The following is a 17,698-nucleotide window of genomic DNA, read 5'->3' as shown; positions in this document are numbered from 1 at the left end:
TAGATGCATATCTACACGAAAGGCGAGAGGTCGCTCTCTCTATTCCTCCCGTGTGAGGTGGTGGACGCGGTGCTCGTCGAGCCACGTCTCGTAGTTCGGTGGAACGATGTACGTCGTTGCCTCACCCTCGAGAACGGCGGGACCGCTGACCTCGTTCCCGGGGTTGAGTGCGTGGAGATCGTAGACGTCAGTCTTGATCCACACGCCGTCCCAGTAGGCCTCGCGGGACCCCTTGTGGGCGTCCTCGGGGGGCTCGGCGCCCTGTACTTCTTCTGTCGGTATTTCGGGTTTGACCACGTCTCGGACGCCACGGACAGACGCCTGCGTGATCGTGTGTCCGAGCTCCGGGGAACGCGCTTCTTCGGAGTACTGCCGCCGGTAGCCTTCTTCGAACGTGTCGATCAGCTCCTCCAGTTTTTCCGGGGTATCGACTCGGTCAACGGGCGACCGGATGTCGATACTGTTGAGCTGTCCCTGGTACTGTCCGAGGATGTTGTACTGGAACTCGACTTCCTCCAGTCCGATGTCGCTTTTGGCGAACTCGTCTTCGACCTTGCCCTCGAGGTTCTTCCAGACCTGCGTTAGTTCTTCCCCGGCGGTTTGGGCCGCTTCTTCTATCGACAGATCGGCGTCGATGTCGATGCTGGTCGTCTGGTCGTACCGGTATTCGTAGTCGGCTGCACCACAGCCGAACGCGGAGAACCCAGCCGCCCACTCCGGAATAAGGACCTCGTCGAAGCCGAGGCTTTTGGTGTATCCAGCCGTGTGAACCGGTCCGCCCCCACCGTAGGAGAGGCACTTGAAGTTCGACGGTGCGTATCCCTCGCCGGTCACGACGGCCTCGAGGTCGTTTTGCAGCTTGTTCTCGAGGATTTTGATAACCCCTTCCGCAGCCTCGTAAACGCCCATATCCAGCTTATCCGCGACCTGTTCTTCGATCGCTTCTTCGGCGACTTCACGACTGATGGGCATGTCTCCACCGAGGAAGTTTTCGGGGTCGATCCAGCCCAGCGCAACGTGGCAGTCGGTTACTGTTACCGTCTCGACGTCGGTTTCGGTTGCACAGACGCCGACCTGGTCACCCGCACTCTCCGGGCCAAGCTCGATTTTGTCGAACGTCGGGTTCACCCGGACGTAACTACCGGTCCCCGACCCGACACTCTCCATATTGACCATCGGCAACGACAGGAGGAGCCGAGCCATCTCCGGACTGTAATCGATTTTCCAGTCGTTGTCGATGATGATCCCCATGTCGAAGCTCGTCCCCCCGATGTCGGTACAGACGAGGTTCTCGTAGCCGAGTTCTTTGCCGAAGTAGTTCGCTCCGATCATCCCACCGATGGGACCGGAGATCAGCGTCCGCGCCAGCTCGTTTGCGTAGATGTCGATCGTCCCACCATGACTCGCCATGACCCGGACGCCGACTTCGCCACCGTGGTCGTCAACGGACTGTTGAACCCTCGTCAGCTGTTCCCGTGATGGCTCCGCGGCGAACGCTTCCGCAACGAGTGTGTTCAGTCGGGGGAGCTCCTTCAGGGTGGGATAGTACTCGCTTGACAGCATAACCGTCGTGTCCGCGCCCCGTTCTTCGATGACCTCCTCGGCGACCTCCTTCGTCCGTTGCTCGTGTTTGTCTTCCTGGTAGGAGTGAAGGAACATCACTGCGATCTCGTCGACGCCTTGATCGAGAAGGTCGTTGACGCCCTCCCTGATGTCATCTTCGTACTCTTCGAGGGGGATCAGTTCGTTCCCTTTGACGTCGATCCGTTCTCGAACGCCCCGAATACGGTTCCGGGGAATCAGCGGCTCGGGATGTTTGTGCGTATTAACGTGTAGGCGATCCGAGTACGAAAAACCGGTATACGACTGCCGGCCACGCCCCATCCGGAGTGTGTCTTCCATCCCTCCGGTAGTGAGGATGCCAACGTCGACTTCACTTTCGCGCTCGACCAGTCGATTGAGCATCGCCGTCCCCGAGTAAACCGTCGAAACGAGATTCGGGAACGCATCGTCCACGTCCAGATCCCAAGAATCTAGTGCGTCTTTGGACGATTTGATGAACCCTCGTGATTCATCGTCGGGGGTCGTCTTCGCTTTGCCGACGGTAAACTCTCCGTTCGAGTCCATGAGGAACGTGTCGGTCAACGTCCCTCCAGCGTCAATCGACAGTGTCTCCGCGTTGTGCTCTGAGGGATTATCTTCTGAACTTGCCATCGATCACTGCAATACTGTGTGGTGAGTTAGTCATTATCACGAACGCAGGTGGACGAGGATGACGGTCCACGACACACTCTGACATATGTTTTCGATTTAAACCAGCTTGGTCAGAGCTGACCTGCTGACCACGGGACTGGGGCTGGGGTCCATGTTTCGAAGAGGTGCTGTCGCTGGTCGAATCTGAACGTCGACTCTACTCATTCACCCGCGTTGGAAGCAGATTCTGGTACCTCATCGTCGACGACCGATCGCCCCGGCAACTCCGGTCTCGGTTCGCGACCCAGCGTGAGAAGACGCTCGATAAAGGTGATCTCGTCCGTGCTGGGGCTCGGTTTCTCTATCTCCTCGTACTCGACTACCACGCCCTCTGGTGTAGACGTGATGCGAACGACACACAGCTGATACGACGGGTAGAACACTGGCGGGAGTACCCCCGCGATGACGTCTCGTCGATGGAGGCGCTTGAGCCACGTTCCAGTGTTGACGAGCAACCTGCCGTCAACCTCGTTCATCGTCGGACGATGGGTGTGACCGTAACAGAAAACTGCTGTCTCCGGCTGGTCAGCAAACACTTCGCGGGCAGCCTCCTTGTACGGTTCATCAGGGTCGACGGTGAGGTCCGTCTCGGAAATCCCGAATCGATCGATAGTCTCTCCGAGATCCCGAAGGATAAAATAAACGGGAATCCCCACAAGAAGAATAACGCCGGCGACCGCCGCGTTAACGACGAGGACGAAGTGAACAGCCTCCCCAACCAAGCCCAATTGGGAGAGCACCGCATCCGTCGTCTCGACTGGTATCGTCCAGATGCCAGCTACATCTAATCCCGCCAGCACCGCGAGAACGACGCTGATATTGAAGAGTAACAGAAACGGGATCACAGCATATCTCAAGATGGGGTTCATTTCTCGGTAGAAGTACTTCGAGAGGAGCCAGTGAGGCACACGCTCGGTCGGCGTAACTGCCTGCACGTCTTTCAACCAATTGTACCGTCCTCTGTCTGACAGTTGGCCTGCCCGGCTCGTCACGTGCGTGTTGTAGAAGTACCCTAGCGGTGTCTCATACGGATTCCCGAAATCCTCGAATCGGTTGTTCGGGTCCTGCTGGTGTCCATGTTCGAACCAGATCTCCCGGTTGCCGACTGGCCGGGTGATCGACTCGGCCTGAACGAGGTCGACGTTGTATTCAGCCAACCGCTCGACGTACTCGTCATATGCGGCAAGTTCGCTGTCGTGGTTTCCCGGCAACAGCGTGATTGGTACTGATTCACCGGTCGCACGTAACTGCTCGAACAGCTCAGGATACGTTTCAGTCAGGACATCGAATTTCGCCAGTCCGTCGAGCTCGGTGAACTCCCACAGTCCGAACGCATCGCCGTTGATCAGTAACTCTGCGTCCTCGTCGGTCGTCTCGAGGCGCTCGAGAAAGTCGAGCAATTCGTCGAGAAAGTCAACCTTCGCTAATTGTTCGTCGCCGCCGATGTGGAGATCACTGATCACGTAGTAAACTGGGCCGGTCTTATCGTCGGCCATAGCATCAACCGTTCGATACCAACACGTATAGTGTTGGCCCCCTCGAGCGGTCTGCAAAAGCGTTGATCCCTTTGAAACGTATCCGTCTCGATGACCAACAGTCAGCGTGGTTTGCTGGTGCGCCACCTGTCCGAGATTGAGCCATCGGCTGAGTTTCGCAAGTGACTGGATCGAAACGTTTCTTCCAGCTGTTCAGAAGTACGCTGACCACTCCGATGAACCAAAGGCAGGTGTGGAAGCTGTCGCTGATAGTCAGCATATCCTGCACAACGGCTATGTCTCAGGCGACAGTCATGAGAGTGAATGTCCACACGTGAACCGTTCGGTCAGTCCGGTCGGCTTCTGGCCGGTGTCGTCCTCCTTATCACTCTCGTCGGTCTCCTGTCTTGGGCGAGCACAGCAGTCGTTGATCCGCTGGAAACAACGTATCCGGACGAAGCCGACGTGACGTCGAATCGCGAATCGTATATCGGTGAGCGTGTCGTTCTTGATGGGTCTGTCGTCGAGACTGACCCCCTTATGATCGCAACGCAGCCGAACGGGAACGGCAGGTTCTCAGTGGTCCATACTGCTGATAGCCTCAAGCGGTCGACCGGCCCCCTCGAGACGGGCGATCGCGTGACGGTGTTCGGAACGCTCGAAGACGCGTCGACACTCGACGCGACTCGAACGATCTCTACTGCCCTGTGGGAATCGTTTTATATGATCGGCATCTCGTTCGTCGCCGGGTGCTGGGTTCTCGCACGACTCGTCCGGGACTGGCGCGTCGATCGGGCCCGAAAGGCGCTCGTTCCCCGACCCACGGCGCCGACGAACGGTGACACATCCGGTGTCGTCTCCGGTCAGTCACAAGACGGTGGCACATCCGCTGACGGCTCGATCAAGCAACACCGAGACTGCTCGCATGCCGAGCGACAGCGGGAGCAGCGTGATCGGTGATGCCCGATCTCCTCACGCACGTGCTGGTCGGCTACAGCATCGGGACGCTGCTTTCGGTTCGATACGAGCGAGTTCGAGCGCCACAGGTCACTCTCGTGATGGTCGGTGCGCTGTCGCCGGATTTCAGAAAGATTGCACCCGTGATCCCGACTGGCCCTCTCGAGTTGGTAACCGGCAGCCCCGTTTCGTGGGCACCGCTGCACACGCTCGGTGGGAGTGTGCTCGTTGTCCTCTTGGGATCGCTTCTGGTCGCACCCGACTATCGACGACAAGCGATTGCGCTGACTGCTATCGGCGCAGTCTCACACCATGCCCTCGACGTTGCGTTGCTCACGACGACCGGCGAGGCGTACGCCGTTTTCTTCCCGATTAGTACGTATCGGCTACCGTCTCCGGATCTGTATCTCAGTACTGACCGCTGGCCTGCAGCAGTGGCAGGCGTCCTCGCAGCTGGTTCGTGGGCCGTCCGGCGGTATGGTATTACTGGGTCTGTGCAACTCTCGGATTGAACTCGGTTCTGGGTGCTGGATTGGTCTCCTGAGGCATCGCTATTTGTTCTCTTTCCACTCGCCGAGCTCCCGTGGATCGACGTGGACGAATACATCGTCGACCTCGGGGATGTCACGGATATCCGCCGCAATCGTCGACTCGATATCGTGGGCTTGTTGGAGCGTCAGGTCGCCCTCGACTTCGATGTGCAAGCTGACGTCGATTTCTGGACCGACGTAGTGGGCAACGACGTCGTGGGCGCCGTAGACCTCTGGGTGGGCGAGCGCCCGCTCACGGATCTCCTCACGGAGTTCGGGTGGCGGCGCTGCACCGACGAGATAGTCGATGTTCTCGCTGACGATGTCGTAGCCCGTATAGAAGATTCCCAGCGCGACGACGGCACCAGCTAACGGATCCAGGAACGGGTACCCTGCGGCGGCACCCAAAACGCCCACAAGCGCCGCAGCCGCGGTCAGAATGTCGTTGCGATTATCGAGCGCTGTCGCGGTCGTCGCGGGTGAGTTGTACGCATCGGCAACCCGCAGACAGTACCGGAAGAGCCCGAACTTCACCACCGCGCTCGTGACGAGCACGCCGACCGCCCACGGACCAGCGAACACTGCGTAATCTCCCGCGACGAGCGTCATCACTGATCGGTAGAGAACGGTGCCACCTGCGGCGAGTACGCCGGCGGCAACGAACAGCGAGACGAACGGCTCGATGCGCTCGTGGCCGTGTGGATGTTCGAAATCCGGCGGTTGGGTGGTAACGTACAGCCCAGCGAGCACGACGACGCTGTAGACCGTGTCTGCAATGCTATTGACCGCTTCCGAGCCGACGGCGTAGCTCCCCGTTGTCCACCACACCGCACCTTTCGCGACGGCCAGCAAGAAATTTACCACAAGTACGACGACACCGACGCGTCGGACAGCGTCTCGTCGGTCCATTCACTGGTGATTCCGCAGGGGTGCCGATAGTGTTTTTGCTATCGTAGCCACTGGCCGTCAGTGTACACCTGATCGCACGAGGGCTGTACGGTCGGTGCATAAATAGTTTCAGTTGCCACGATACCAGTGAGGGCTCGTCTTTGGTTACGTCGGTTACACAGATACGAGGCAAATCGGGAACCAACGCACACACATTCGAGCGGTGTTTCTGAGGGTTCCTATAGCATTCGATCCATGAGTATATCCGTTGTCGTCGGCGGTGACATCCCGGGAATGTCGGTAGCCAGTGACGCTCCCAACCTCGATATCACCGTATTCGAGCGAGACCAATGCGTCTCGTATGGGGTCTGTGGCCTCCAATGCTCCGTCAACGACGGCCACAGTCGCGCTCACTCATCGAAGACCACGGCTGGATTACCGAGCCGAATCCCCATCGGTTCCGGACCGGGTAACTCATGCCCGTGAACGTAGCCGAGGTACAGCGCGCTATTGATGATTCCAATGTGGCTGAACGCCTGCGGATAGTTCCCGAGATGTGCACCAGTCTCAGGGTCGATCTCCTCTGCGACCAGCCCCAGCGGACTCAGATACTCGAGCAGTGATTCAAACCGTGACCGGGCATCCTCGACGCGTCCGGTGAGTGCGAGTGCGTTGACGAACCAACACGAACAGAGGACGAACGCGCCTTCATCGCCGGGGAGCCCATCGTCACCGTGGTAGCGAGCCACGAAAATGTCGTCCGTAACCAATCGCTCGTCGATCGCATCGATGGTCCCCTGGACGCGCTCGTCGTCGAAGGGCAAAAAGCCGACAAGCGGCAACAAAAGCGCCGTCGCGTCGAGCGCGTTCGTCTCGTAGGACTGGACGAACGCGCCGATTTCCTCGTCGTAGCCGTTCTCGAGCACGTCCGCTCTGATCCGTTCGCGAGTCGCCCGCCAGGCCTCGAGCGGGGCGTCGCGGTCGCGTTCACGACCGAGTTCGATCCCGCGGTCGAGGGCGACCCAACACATCACTTTCGAGTAGACGAAGTGTTCGTTCCCGCCGCGGACCTCCCAAATACCCGCATCGGGTTCGTCCCAGACATCGCAGACGTAGTCGACTATATCTCGAATCCGAACCCATTCATCGTCGTTCAGTGCTCGACCACGCTGACACATTTCGTCGACGGCCAACAGGAGTTCACCGTAGATGTCGAGTTGTCGCTGCTGGGCCGCTTCGTTTCCGACCCGTACCGGCTGCGAACCACGATATCCCGCGAGATGCTCGAGCTCCCGTTCCTCGAGTTCCGCCTCGCCATGGAGACCGTACAGCGGCTGAATCGCCTCTGGATCGGCCACCTGACAGAGATCCACGAACCACTCGAAATAGTCGGTCGCTTCGGCGACGGTCCCGAGGTTCATCAGAGCTTGAACGGTAAATCCTGCGTCGCGAAGCCAATTGAACCGATAGTCCCAGTTGCGGACGCCGCCGATGTCCTCCGGCAGCGACGTGGTCGGTGCAGCGGCGATCGCACCCGATTCGGCGTGTGTCAGGAGCTTGAGGACGAGCTCCGAACGAACGACGAAGTCGTGCCAGGGCCCCTCGAATGCGCAGTCGTCCTCGGGACCGCAGCGATGTCCCCACTCGGTCCAATACTCGATCGTCTCGTCCAACGCGGCGTCGGGGTCCGTGCTTGCGCTCTCAGCACCAGTACACCGGAGCAAGACCCACTCCGTCTGGCCTGCCTCGAGCGAGAACTCGCCACTGATTCGACCACCGTCGATCTCGAGGTCGATCGCAGTCTCGAGCAGTACCTGCTCGGCCTCGCCGGCGGCGAGAACACCGTCGTCGACGGATTCGAGCGTCGTCTCCGCGCGACCGTAGTCGAACTGCGGCTCGAGGTCGATCGCGAGGTCGACAGCCCCATCCGTACAGGTGACTTTCCGATAGAGGACCTGCTTCGGCTGGTCGACTTGACCCGCTGGCGGCAGAAAGTCAGTCACGGTTACTGTGCCGCCGGGTGTCTGGAATGTCGTCTCGAGAACGTTCGTACTGTCGATATACTGTTGATTCGTCTCAAAGGGGGTTGTCGGCCTGATTTGGAATCGCCCGCCACGGTCGGCATCGAGGATCGCAGCAAGGATACTCGGCGACTCGAGGTGTGGAAAGGGGAACCAGTCGATCGAGCCGTTCGGTGCAACGAGCGCACACGTCTCGAGGTTGCCGATGACGCCGTAGGACTCGATCGGCAGATATGCTCGAGGCTCAGTCATCGACATCACCTGAGACACGGCTCGAGGTGTCGAACGTAGCGCCACTGAACGACGAGCAGAGGGACATGAGAACCTGTTCGGGGGCGAGCACGAAAAAGGCGAATCACACACGAGGTGAGAGACATATAATTCGAGAGGTGTCAGGGTGAACTGTCTCGGCTTGCTTTTCTCTGTAGAACCAACTGCCGATGAGCCTTTTCACCATACAGTCGAACACTTTCAAGTCACGAAGCACCCTTGCTCGGTCGCTTCCTCAACGCGAAGGTGGACATCCCTTCCAGCACGCTATTGCACCCACGCGTATTCCATGGTGTGTTCGTGTTCTGTAACTCAGACTAGAATGTTATGATCAGTCCGGTCGGACAACGGCACGTATGACAGAACCAGACGTGACGATCACAACGACGGATAGTCTCGAGGGGAGAGAAATAACCGAATATCTCGGCGTGATTTCGGGCGAAGCAGTCATCGGCGCGAACGTGATGAGTGATATCGCTGCCGGGATCCGTGACGTTGTCGGGGGACGAAGCGGCTCGTACGAGAAGAAGATCGAGAACGGACGGAGGGAAGCGATCAAGGACCTTCAGGCGGATGCGAAAGAGCGTGGTGCCGACGCCGTCGTTGGTGCAACGTTTGACTACGAGGAAATGGGTGAGGGCATGCTCTGGGTCAACCTCTCTGGAACTGCGGTCACGACGCGGAGAGAGTAACGTGTTATACTGTCAGCGAAGCGATACAACAGCGGAGCACAAGCCCCTACATCGTCGCGACAGAGCGAGAGTTCAGTGGCGCTTCACAGGGTCTTGCTAGAGCACACCAATTAGGCGACCGGGCCACGCGGTCAACGGAGTGCGGTTGGGACACCGGCTGAAGTCTGTGCCCCACGGTATGATTACTGCTTGGCCGACTATCGCAACCGGAGAACGCGCTATCCGCGACCGCCGGCCAGTTGATCTGACTCCGGCAGGGATCGGAGTCGAAGCATCGAGAGCGTCCCGATCAGCGGCCCAACAGCGAGCGGGACGAACGCCCACCGCCAGCCGACGGCACGCTGGACGACGGGAATGAGCTGAATCGACCCGATGGTGATCAGAAAGCCGATAGCGGTCTGCAGCGTCAGCGCGGAGCCAACGTAGCTATCGTCTGCGAGTTCGGAGATCGCTGCGGAGAACTGCGCGGAGTCCGCGACGATGAAAAAGCCCCAGACGAGCACGAAGGGGGCGACGACGGTGAGCGACGAACCGTAGACCACGCCGGCAAGCAGACACGCACTTCCGGAGACGACCATCGACACGCTGGTGACGACGGATCTCCCGGCGCGGTCCGCGGCCGACCCCGCGATCCACGCCCCGACACCACCGATCGCGATCGTCCCGAACGCGAGCAGTGCCGCGTATCGCTCCGGGTTTGCCGTTCCGCTGGCCTCGAGGCTGGCGAGGAGATAGACCGGAATCCACGTCCAGACCGCGTAAAGTTCCCACATGTGACCGAAGTAGCCGGTGTTTGCGAGGACGACGCCACGGTCGGTTACGATGCGTCGGATCGCGCTTGGATCGAAGGGTGCCGTCTCAGGCTGGTGGGGGCCGTCCTCGTAGGCCAGGACGAGGAGGCCGCCGATCGCTGCGATAGTGGCCGTTCCGTAGAGAACGACCCGTGGTTGTCCGATCCCGCTGACAGCCCGAAGAAGGTGTGGCGAGGCAGAGCCGACAGTGAGTGCGCCGACGAGAACGCCGATGGCGAGCCCGCGGCCCTGGACGAACCACGAGGCCATCATCTTCATTCCGGTCGGGTAGACGCCGGCCAGCGCGACGCCGGTGAGAAAGCGCAGGACAATCGCCGACAAGCCGCTCTCGACGACACCAGCGATAAGGGCGGTCGCCGCCGCACCGGCAAACGCGCAGCCGGCGAAGAGATATCGTGGTCGGATCACGTCGGCGATGGTGAGCGAAGCCGAGAGAAGCGCTCCGACGACGAATCCGAGCTGGACAGCATTGGTCAACCACGCCGTCTCGGCCGGCGTGAGATTCCACATCTCGGCCAATTCAGGGCCGACGGCACTCCCACTAAACCACAACGTCATCGCGAACAGTTCGGCGACTCCGACGAGAACAAGAGCGCGCCACTTGGTACCAACAACCATTGACATCACCCGGGACACAACGGATGACTATTATAAAAATGTGGCCGATCAATCACGATTCGACGGTAATCGTCGTTGATGGCACCGGTCGCCGTGTACGTGGTTGATCTCAATACCAGTGGTCTATTTCTTCGGAGATGTGCGTGACGTGGAATATGCCAAGTGAGAACTTCCCTGATACTGTCGGACGACAGTCAGTGAACACTCGATCGTGTCTCGAGTTCGATCAATATGTGTTCCGTGTTGTCCGACAGATTCGCTTACACAGACATCAGCGGTAGCATAGCCAGAACACCTGCTGCGAGACCGAACAGTAACTCACGGTGACCGTTATTCGGCAGTTCTGCACCCGTTTCCAGCGCTTCCGGGATGAACTCCGTGATCACTAAGTACACCATTGCCCCGGCAGCGAACCCGAACCCGAACGGCAGAAACGCCTCTGCCCACCTGACAAATGCAAACGCGATCACAGCGCCAATCGGTTGCGGCAGGCTCGAGAAAACTGCTGCACCGACCATCCGCCAGTTTGACAGTCCCATTGCACGCATTGGGATTGCGATTGCAGTTCCCTCGGGAACGTTATGGATGGAGATCGCGACAGTCATGAAGATCGCCAACACCGGAACCGTAACCCCGAGAACGGGGATGCCACCTTCCAGACCGAGTTCCGCAAACGAAACGCCGACTGCGACGCCTTCCGGGAAGCTATGGACCGTGAGGATCCCGAGAATGAGGGCGAGTTTCTTCACGTTCCCTTCGGCAAACGCTTTCGCCTCCAGCGTGTGCTCGTCGTGGGCGTGACCTGCGCCGTCGGTCTGCACTTCGTTGGCCGGACTGCCGCCATGCTCGGAAACGGCATCGTGCTCCCCGAACTCGACGGTGTCGAGTACCCGATCGGAGACTTCGACCAGCACAACACCTGCAAGGACCCCGCCGATCATCAGGGTCGGAACAACACCTGAAGAGTAGGCTAGTCCTTCATTGAGAAGGCCGAACAACGACGCCGCGACCATAATTCCAGATGCAATACCCCACAGCGTCACGTTCCATCGGTCGCTGAACTCCTCGACAAAGAAAAACGGGAGCGCTCCGATCCCAGTTGCAAACGCTGTGAGGAGTCCAGCAACAAACACAAGGGCGAGATTTTGGGTCAGCGCCATATCGTACTATTATCGATACAGGCCCAAGAGTGTTTCCAAACACACAAAGATTGTTTTTGCAGGCCTAAAAATACGTGGCGTAAGGTGAGATATTTTTGCGGGCCTAAAACAAGGACTCGTCGTCACTGTCGGTAACTGGTATCTCGTCGACCTGCTCGTCACACGAATCAACTGGACTGTCGGAACCGACTCGACTGCGAACTCGAGCCACCAAGATCCGTCGAGACCGATGCTCCCTGGAGGTGTTCAAAAGTATCCGTGTGCCGTCACCACAACCGATAGCAAGCACGTCGAGGTTCTCAGACAGTAAGACGTTCCAGTCTTCTCACGGTATCACGCTAGATTGACAACTGGATGATACGATGATCGCATGACAGCTGTGCCATCGGAGGCGCAGTGACGTTCAGCTGTTCTATTAGATAGCACGAACGATGCCGACGATCTATCAACCGTCGTGAGGAGAGATTTAATTGTGATTGAATGTAATTATAGGCTGCTATGCAAGCAGCAACATACCACGGCCAGAAGGACATCCGTGTCGAGGAGGTAGCAGAGGGAGCGGTTGGAGCGGACGAGGTCCGAATTGACATCGATTCGTGTGGCATCTGTGGGTCGGACCTCCACGAATACACTGCCGGCCCGATTTTCGTTCCGGAAGGCGATCCCCACCCCGTCTCTGGGGAGGAAGCACCGATCAGGATGGGTCACGAGTACAGTGGCACAATCGCGGAGGTCGGCGAGTCCGTGACGGACCTGGCTGTCGGTGACGCCGTCGCAGTTAACCCCATCCTCTACTGTGGGGAGTGCCGGCAGTGCCGGCGGGGAAACTACCACATCTGTGATTCGATCGGGTTCATCGGGCTCTCCGGGGGAAGCGGTGGCTTCGCCGAGAGCGCAGTCGTCGACGCAGAACACGCCGTCCCGCTTGGGGAAGACGTTCCCGTCGAACACGGCGCGCTGGTCGAGCCACTGAGCGTGGGGCTGCACGCAGTCCGCCGCTCCGGACTTCAGGCAGGCGATGCCGTCGCCGTGTTCGGAAGTGGACCCATTGGCTTGGCGGTCATCCAGTGTGCTCGCGTGGCCGGTGCGGGAACGATTTTCGTCTCCGAGCCACGAGACGCTAGGCGCGAACGCGCAGCGGACTGTGGTGCAACGGAACTCATCGATCCGTCGACGACCGACCCCGTCGAGTACATCCACTCGCACACGGACGGCGGTGCCGACAGCACGTTCGAGGTCGCGGGCGTCGGACCCTCTTTCAATGCAGCCGTCGAAAGCACGGCACCCAGCGGCCGTACGACCGTCGTAAGCATCTGGGAGGAGGAAGTGAGTACGCATCCGAATACCCTCGTCCTCGGCGAACGGACCGTGACTGGGACACTCGCCTATCTCGGCGGCCCGCGGTCCGACGAAGAGTACGGAATGGTGATCGAGATGCTTGCCGACGGGCGCCTCGACCCGGATCCGTTCATCACTGGTCGAATCGGTCTCGAGGAAATCGTCGCCAACGGGTTCGAGCGACTCATCGATCCCGAAAGCGATCATGTCAAAATTCTCGTCAAACCGGATATGGAGTGAACCGCTCGGGTGACGAGTGACACGACTTTCTTTCCTGTCTCGGAGTCTGCTGTCTCCAAGAATGCCGAGTCGAACTCGTCAGCACACGTTCTTGTCGCAGACGGTCTGCTGCCTACTGGCCCGGTGGGACCGCAGGGCAGGTCGCAAGTGCGTTGACACCACTGATAGGAGTCTGTCTCAGTTGTTATACTTCGGACAACAGTCCGTGAACACTCGAGCGCACTCGAGACGCTGTCGCCAGCGGCGACAGGCGCCGAGACACGATCGATGTGTGATCCGGTTTGTCCGACAGTATACTATAATCTGTGTCCTTCAACGGAACCTACTTCATCTGTATACACCTTCACCTCTCCATCTTCCGTCAGACCGAGCGTGATCGTTTCGTTGAGTTGATTGGCGTCGGTGACCGCTTCGAGAATCCCGTAGAGATGCGTGTAGAGCTCTGGTCGACAGTATGCGATCTTGATACCAGCTTCGTCGCCGCGGGCGTACACCTGAGTGACGAGGTCATCGAACGACGTTCCGGCTGGAACAGTAAATTGCACCGGCGCGCGTAGTGTTCGGGCAAGTTCGAGCGTTCGGCGTGCTTTCTCGATGTTCTGTTCTGCAGCCCGTTCGACAGCACTCACGTTCGAGGCGGTCGTTCCCAACGTGTCGGCCACTTCCTGCTGTGTCTGACCGTTCTCACGGAGCCTGAGTACCTCGACCTGTCGGTCCGTCAATATTGTCTCCGTGGTCGCCACCATATAAAGTCAAACAAGAGTGTTTGAGATAAGCTTATTGATGAAACACTAATTGTTGCGATATGGCTGGTGACGGACTGCGGACTCGCCGACGTTCAGTACTCTCGGCTACCGCCGTCGCACTCTCGGGTGTTGCTGGCTGTTCCGGTACACTCCAAGGGAACGACGGACAGTCGCTGACCGTCTCGATGCTCGCTGCGGGAAGCTTGAATAATGCACTCGAAAACGGAGTGCGATCGAGCGTAGATGCAACGGTTCAGATAGAAGTACACGGCTCCGCCGAGGTCGCTCGGCTCATCGCAGCGGGACAGAAAGATCCCGATATCGTCTCAGTTGCGGATATCGCCCTCTTTGACTCACCACTTCAGCCGGACTGGTTTGCCGAATTTGCGACCAATTCGATCGTCATCGCGTACAACCCCAATACGGAAGGTGGCCAACAACTCGCCGACGCAGGAGCCGAGGATTGGTATCAACCGCTCTTGAGCGGAGACGTTACGATCGGGAGGACCGACCCGGAGCTCGATCCACTCGGATATCGAGCGCTGTTCATGCTCGAGCTCGCGACTGCACACTACGGGACGGACACGAATCTCCGAGACGCGATTCCACGGACAGAACAGATATATCCTGAAACACAGCTCATTAGTCAGTTCGAAACTGGGTCGGTCGACGCTGCCATCGCGTATCGAAACATGGCTGTCGAGCGCGGATACGACTACATCGACCTCCCAGCGGAAATCGACCTCAGTGATCCAAGCTATACAGACACTTACGAATCGGCGACCTACGAACTCCCGAGCGGGAAGGTCGTCAGCGGCGGACTCATCAGCTATGGTTCAACGATTCGCCACCAATCGCCCGCCGCTATCGATGTGTTCACGGAACATATAACAGGAGCGTATCTGAACGAGTTCGGGTTCGTCGTTCCGGACGATTATCCACGGTTCACAGGCAATGCTCCCAGCGAAGTCACGAACTAATGCCACCGTCGGACGGTTCGACTGGCTGACAGTCGCGTTCCTCCTTGGAGCGGTGCTGCTCTGTTACTATCTCGTTCCGCTCCTCGCACTCGCTCTCAGTCAGCCACCAGGGGTCGTCATCCAGCGACTGACCAGACCTGCTGTCGTCTCAGCTGCGACCACATCACTTACCGCATCGGTCACGAGTGCGACTATCGCGTCGCTGTTTGGACTCCCACTCGCTTACTGGCTTGCCCGCGTTGACGGACGAGTGAAAACGATCGTGACCGCTGTCGTCGTACTGCCGCTCGTACTCCCGCCGATCGTCAGCGGCATGGTGTTGCTCACGGTCGTCGGCCCGAACACGTTCATCGGGGGACTGGCAGCAGCAAACGGACTCCAACTGACCCGATCAGTCGCCGGAATCGTGCTGGCACAGACGTTCGTCGCTTCGCCGTTCGTCGTCGTCACGGCGAAAGCAGCGTTCGAGAGCGTCGACCGCAGTCTCGAGTATGCCTCCCAGTCGCTCGGAAAGAGTCGGCTGACGACGTTTCGCCGGGTTACGCTGCCGCTCGCCTGGCCGGGAATTCTCGCCGGCATTACGCTCGCGTTTGCTCGTGCGATCGGTGAGTTCGGAGCGACGATCATGCTCGCATACTACCCACGGACGATGCCCGTGCAGATCTGGGTCTCGTTTACAACGCTCGGATTGGAGAACGCCTTCCCCGTGGCCGTCATTCTGGTCGGAATCGCCGTCGCAACGCTTGTCGTGCTAAACGTGCTCGGGACGAACCCATTGGAGTAATCGATGCTCGAAGTGACCTCCCTCACCAAGAGGTACGACACCTTCGACTTTGGCCCAGTCGATCTCACTGTCGACGACGAAGTCCTCTCGATTCTCGGCCCGTCAGGCAGTGGCAAGACGACACTGCTGTCGCTAATCGCGGGCATCGTCGACCCAGATGAGGGGGCCATCTCGCTGAACAGCGACCGTCTCAATGGGTGTCCCCTTCAAGAGCGCCGGACTGGCCTCGTGTTTCAAGACGGAGCTCTGTTCCCGCACATGACTGCCCGAGAGAACATCGGCTATGCCGCAACTGACAGGGACCGAATCGCAAAGTTCGCATCGCTGCTCGAGATCACGGACGTACTAGACCGCCGACCGCCGACGCTGTCGGGTGGCGAACAGCAACGCGTCGCGCTTGCACGCACGTTGGCAGCAGATCCTGACCTCCTGCTACTTGACGAGCCGTTAGCAAGTCTCGATGCGCCGATTCGGCGTCGACTTCGCAGGGAACTCCATACGCTCTTCAGTTCGCTCGAGATTCCAGTTATCTACGTCACGCATGATCAGCGAACGGCGACGGCGCTTGGTGACCGAACAGCTATCTTTCGCGACGGTACAATCGAGCAGGTTGGATCTCCAATGGCCGTTATCAACCGTCCCACAACGCGGTTCGTCGCGAGATTCACCGGCAACGAGAATCTGTTCGACGCAACCGTCGTTGAACAGCGCGAAGACATGACTTTCCTTCGAGTTGGCAACGTTCGTCTTCAGGCGACAACAGCAGCCACTCCTGGGACAGGTGTTACGCTCTGCATCCACCCATCGCGTGTACAGGTGCACACACCGAACAGGGATGATGACCTCCATTGTGAGAACACAGTTTCGGGAACGATCGACCGGTGGTTAAACGAGGGTGACGAGTACCGAGTGGAAGTCGCTCTTGACGACGCACCGATCACGCTTACGACGACGATTCGTCCACCGGGTTTCGGCCAAGTCCCGCTTGAAGTCGGTTCCAGCATTCAGGCGACAATTCCACCTGATGCGATCCATCTGATTAGGTGATATCCTTCACCATCCAACGGTTGTTACGAATGAGCCGCGAAACCGAGAGTATCGTGACAAAGAGGATTGCTATTCAGACTGATGTTGTTATTGGGTCGCTATCTAGCAGAACAAATGAAAAGAACAGCCAGAACACCATGGACTACTTGACACTGAGACCCCTTGAGCCTCGAGTTCCGCGACGCCAATCCGGAAACCGCGACTGAAGGGTTCCGACAGTCGCAGACAATACTGAGCCGGCGAGGACCGATACGGACTACTGTAAGTCATTCTGGCGAACCCGCGACCCGTCCTGCGGGTGCGCCGGTAAATCGGTACAGTAGACCGTATGAATGGGCAGATGGACTCCAACACTTGATGGGGACTCTTTGCACCTAGACATACTTATTCTATGAGAGATAACGTGTAACATACCAGTCACGGATTCGCTTCCGGATAGCGTTCGAGACAGATGACAAACACTGCTGATGAGCGAACAGATATCGTAAGGGAACTGTACGATGTGATTCCGTTCCACCGGAAACACGGCATCGAAATAGTGGTCGTCACCCCGCGCCGGGCTGAGACGAAACTCCCATTCGACGAGTCGCTCGTGGGAAATCCAGACCTGGAAGTGCTGCACGGCGGCGCGATCGGTTCGCTCGTCGATCTGACGGGTGCTGCAGTGTTTGCCGGTCGCTGTGAGGAGTATACACCGACGATCGATCTACGTGTGAACTATCTGCAACCCGCCGGGAAACAACCACTGTACGCCACGGCGACTGTCTCACGAGAGGGAAGCAGATCGGTGTGGCCGATATCGAGGTCGAATCCGGTGACGACGTGTGTGCAACCGGGACTGGCGTCTACAAAATGACTGGTGAATGATGGATAACTTATCAACAGTA

Annotated in this window: 15 protein-coding genes; 8 read left to right on the top strand and 7 right to left on the bottom strand. The window is 58.5% G+C overall.

The features are described from left to right. Window positions 1-39: 39 nt before the first annotated feature. Window positions 40-2,214 (bottom strand): hydantoinase/oxoprolinase family protein, encoded by a 2,175-nt coding sequence (locus ACERI1_RS17590; RefSeq protein WP_373619765.1) that lies wholly within the window; start codon window positions 2,212-2,214, stop codon window positions 40-42. Window positions 2,215-2,414: 200 nt separating this feature from the next. Then, window positions 2,415-3,749: a metallophosphoesterase gene (locus ACERI1_RS17585; protein ID WP_373619764.1), complete on the bottom strand. Its 1,335-nt coding sequence runs from the start codon at window positions 3,747-3,749 to the stop codon at window positions 2,415-2,417. 303 nt (window positions 3,750-4,052) lie between these two features. Between ACERI1_RS17585 and ACERI1_RS17580 the strand changes: the two genes are divergently transcribed. Then, window positions 4,053-4,688 carry a hypothetical protein gene (locus tag ACERI1_RS17580; RefSeq protein ID WP_373619763.1) on the top strand — a complete coding sequence of 212 codons (636 nt, stop codon included), beginning with the start codon at window positions 4,053-4,055 and terminating at the stop codon, window positions 4,686-4,688. Beyond that, a complete protein-coding gene (locus tag ACERI1_RS17575) occupies window positions 4,688-5,197 on the top strand; it encodes a metal-dependent hydrolase (protein ID WP_373619762.1) in 510 nt (169 codons plus the stop codon). Before ACERI1_RS17580 ends, ACERI1_RS17575 begins: the two co-directional genes overlap by 1 nt. A 39-nt stretch (window positions 5,198-5,236) precedes the next feature. Here ACERI1_RS17575 and ACERI1_RS17570 read toward each other — a convergent pair whose 3' ends face one another. Next, a complete protein-coding gene (locus ACERI1_RS17570) occupies window positions 5,237-6,124 on the bottom strand; it encodes a cation diffusion facilitator family transporter (RefSeq protein ID WP_373619761.1) in 888 nt (295 codons plus the stop codon). Between the two features lie 389 nt (window positions 6,125-6,513). Next, the gene (locus ACERI1_RS17565; protein ID WP_373619760.1) at window positions 6,514-8,376 is read right to left on the bottom strand and encodes a glycoside hydrolase family 15 protein; all 1,863 of its coding nucleotides are present in this window, start codon (window positions 8,374-8,376) and stop codon (window positions 6,514-6,516) included. Window positions 8,377-8,750: 374 nt separating this feature from the next. Between ACERI1_RS17565 and ACERI1_RS17560 the strand changes: the two genes are divergently transcribed. Continuing rightward, window positions 8,751-9,086, top strand: coding sequence for a YbjQ family protein (locus tag ACERI1_RS17560; RefSeq protein ID WP_373619759.1), 336 nt, complete (start codon window positions 8,751-8,753; stop codon window positions 9,084-9,086). Between the two features lie 218 nt (window positions 9,087-9,304). Here the strand turns inward: ACERI1_RS17560 and ACERI1_RS17555 are convergent, their stop codons facing one another. Together ACERI1_RS17555 and ACERI1_RS17550 are read right to left on the bottom strand one after the other, a co-directional pair. Continuing rightward, window positions 9,305-10,522, bottom strand: coding sequence for an MFS transporter (locus ACERI1_RS17555; RefSeq protein WP_373619758.1), 1,218 nt, complete (start codon window positions 10,520-10,522; stop codon window positions 9,305-9,307). 254 nt (window positions 10,523-10,776) lie between these two features. Continuing rightward, on the bottom strand, window positions 10,777-11,676 hold the full coding sequence (locus tag ACERI1_RS17550; RefSeq protein ID WP_373619757.1) for a ZIP family metal transporter: 900 nt from the start codon (window positions 11,674-11,676) through the stop codon (window positions 10,777-10,779). A gap of 498 nt (window positions 11,677-12,174) precedes the next feature. Between ACERI1_RS17550 and ACERI1_RS17545 the strand changes: the two genes are divergently transcribed. After that, window positions 12,175-13,254 carry a 2,3-butanediol dehydrogenase gene (locus ACERI1_RS17545; RefSeq protein ID WP_373619756.1) on the top strand — a complete coding sequence of 360 codons (1,080 nt, stop codon included), beginning with the start codon at window positions 12,175-12,177 and terminating at the stop codon, window positions 13,252-13,254. 296 nt (window positions 13,255-13,550) lie between these two features. On the opposite strand, the gene ACERI1_RS17540 is transcribed toward ACERI1_RS17545, so the two are convergent. Next, a complete protein-coding gene (locus tag ACERI1_RS17540) occupies window positions 13,551-14,000 on the bottom strand; it encodes a Tfx family DNA-binding protein (RefSeq protein ID WP_373619755.1) in 450 nt (149 codons plus the stop codon). A gap of 59 nt (window positions 14,001-14,059) precedes the next feature. Here ACERI1_RS17540 and ACERI1_RS17535 point away from each other — a divergent pair, with 59 nt between their 5' ends. From ACERI1_RS17535 to ACERI1_RS17520, 4 genes are all read left to right on the top strand, one after another. Continuing rightward, complete coding sequence (locus ACERI1_RS17535) at window positions 14,060-14,980, top strand: extracellular solute-binding protein (protein ID WP_373619754.1); 921 nt, start codon at window positions 14,060-14,062, stop codon at window positions 14,978-14,980. After that, window positions 14,955-15,764, top strand: a complete 810-nt coding sequence (locus ACERI1_RS17530; RefSeq protein WP_373619753.1) for an ABC transporter permease — start codon at window positions 14,955-14,957, stop codon at window positions 15,762-15,764. The genes ACERI1_RS17535 and ACERI1_RS17530 overlap by 26 nt, the downstream gene beginning before the upstream one ends. A gap of 3 nt (window positions 15,765-15,767) precedes the next feature. Then, complete coding sequence (locus tag ACERI1_RS17525) at window positions 15,768-16,811, top strand: ABC transporter ATP-binding protein (protein ID WP_373619752.1); 1,044 nt, start codon at window positions 15,768-15,770, stop codon at window positions 16,809-16,811. Window positions 16,812-17,262: 451 nt separating this feature from the next. Further along, window positions 17,263-17,667, top strand: coding sequence for a PaaI family thioesterase (locus ACERI1_RS17520; protein WP_373619751.1), 405 nt, complete (start codon window positions 17,263-17,265; stop codon window positions 17,665-17,667). The last annotated feature ends 31 nt before the right edge of the window (window positions 17,668-17,698 follow it).

It is taken from the genome of Natrinema sp. HArc-T2 (assembly GCF_041821085.1).
GTDB lineage: Archaea > Halobacteriota > Halobacteria > Halobacteriales > Natrialbaceae > Natrinema.
The sequence above is the reverse complement of the archived record's forward strand: the minus strand, read 5'-3'. Positions and strand labels throughout refer to the sequence as shown.

Coding starts and splice junctions, on each gene's coding strand:
- ACERI1_RS17590 (WP_373619765.1), bottom strand. CDS start 2,214: ATGGCAAGTTCAGAAGATAATCCCTCAGAGCACAACGCGGAGACACTG.
- ACERI1_RS17585 (WP_373619764.1), bottom strand. CDS start 3,749: ATGGCCGACGATAAGACCGGCCCAGTTTACTACGTGATCAGTGATCTC.
- ACERI1_RS17580 (WP_373619763.1), top strand. CDS start 4,053: ATGTCCACACGTGAACCGTTCGGTCAGTCCGGTCGGCTTCTGGCCGGT.
- ACERI1_RS17575 (WP_373619762.1), top strand. CDS start 4,688: ATGCCCGATCTCCTCACGCACGTGCTGGTCGGCTACAGCATCGGGACG.
- ACERI1_RS17570 (WP_373619761.1), bottom strand. CDS start 6,124: ATGGACCGACGAGACGCTGTCCGACGCGTCGGTGTCGTCGTACTTGTG.
- ACERI1_RS17565 (WP_373619760.1), bottom strand. CDS start 8,376: ATGACTGAGCCTCGAGCATATCTGCCGATCGAGTCCTACGGCGTCATC.
- ACERI1_RS17560 (WP_373619759.1), top strand. CDS start 8,751: ATGACAGAACCAGACGTGACGATCACAACGACGGATAGTCTCGAGGGG.
- ACERI1_RS17555 (WP_373619758.1), bottom strand. CDS start 10,522: ATGTCAATGGTTGTTGGTACCAAGTGGCGCGCTCTTGTTCTCGTCGGA.
- ACERI1_RS17550 (WP_373619757.1), bottom strand. CDS start 11,676: ATGGCGCTGACCCAAAATCTCGCCCTTGTGTTTGTTGCTGGACTCCTC.
- ACERI1_RS17545 (WP_373619756.1), top strand. CDS start 12,175: ATGCAAGCAGCAACATACCACGGCCAGAAGGACATCCGTGTCGAGGAG.
- ACERI1_RS17540 (WP_373619755.1), bottom strand. CDS start 14,000: ATGGTGGCGACCACGGAGACAATATTGACGGACCGACAGGTCGAGGTA.
- ACERI1_RS17535 (WP_373619754.1), top strand. CDS start 14,060: ATGGCTGGTGACGGACTGCGGACTCGCCGACGTTCAGTACTCTCGGCT.
- ACERI1_RS17530 (WP_373619753.1), top strand. CDS start 14,955: ATGCTCCCAGCGAAGTCACGAACTAATGCCACCGTCGGACGGTTCGAC.
- ACERI1_RS17525 (WP_373619752.1), top strand. CDS start 15,768: ATGCTCGAAGTGACCTCCCTCACCAAGAGGTACGACACCTTCGACTTT.
- ACERI1_RS17520 (WP_373619751.1), top strand. CDS start 17,263: ATGACAAACACTGCTGATGAGCGAACAGATATCGTAAGGGAACTGTAC.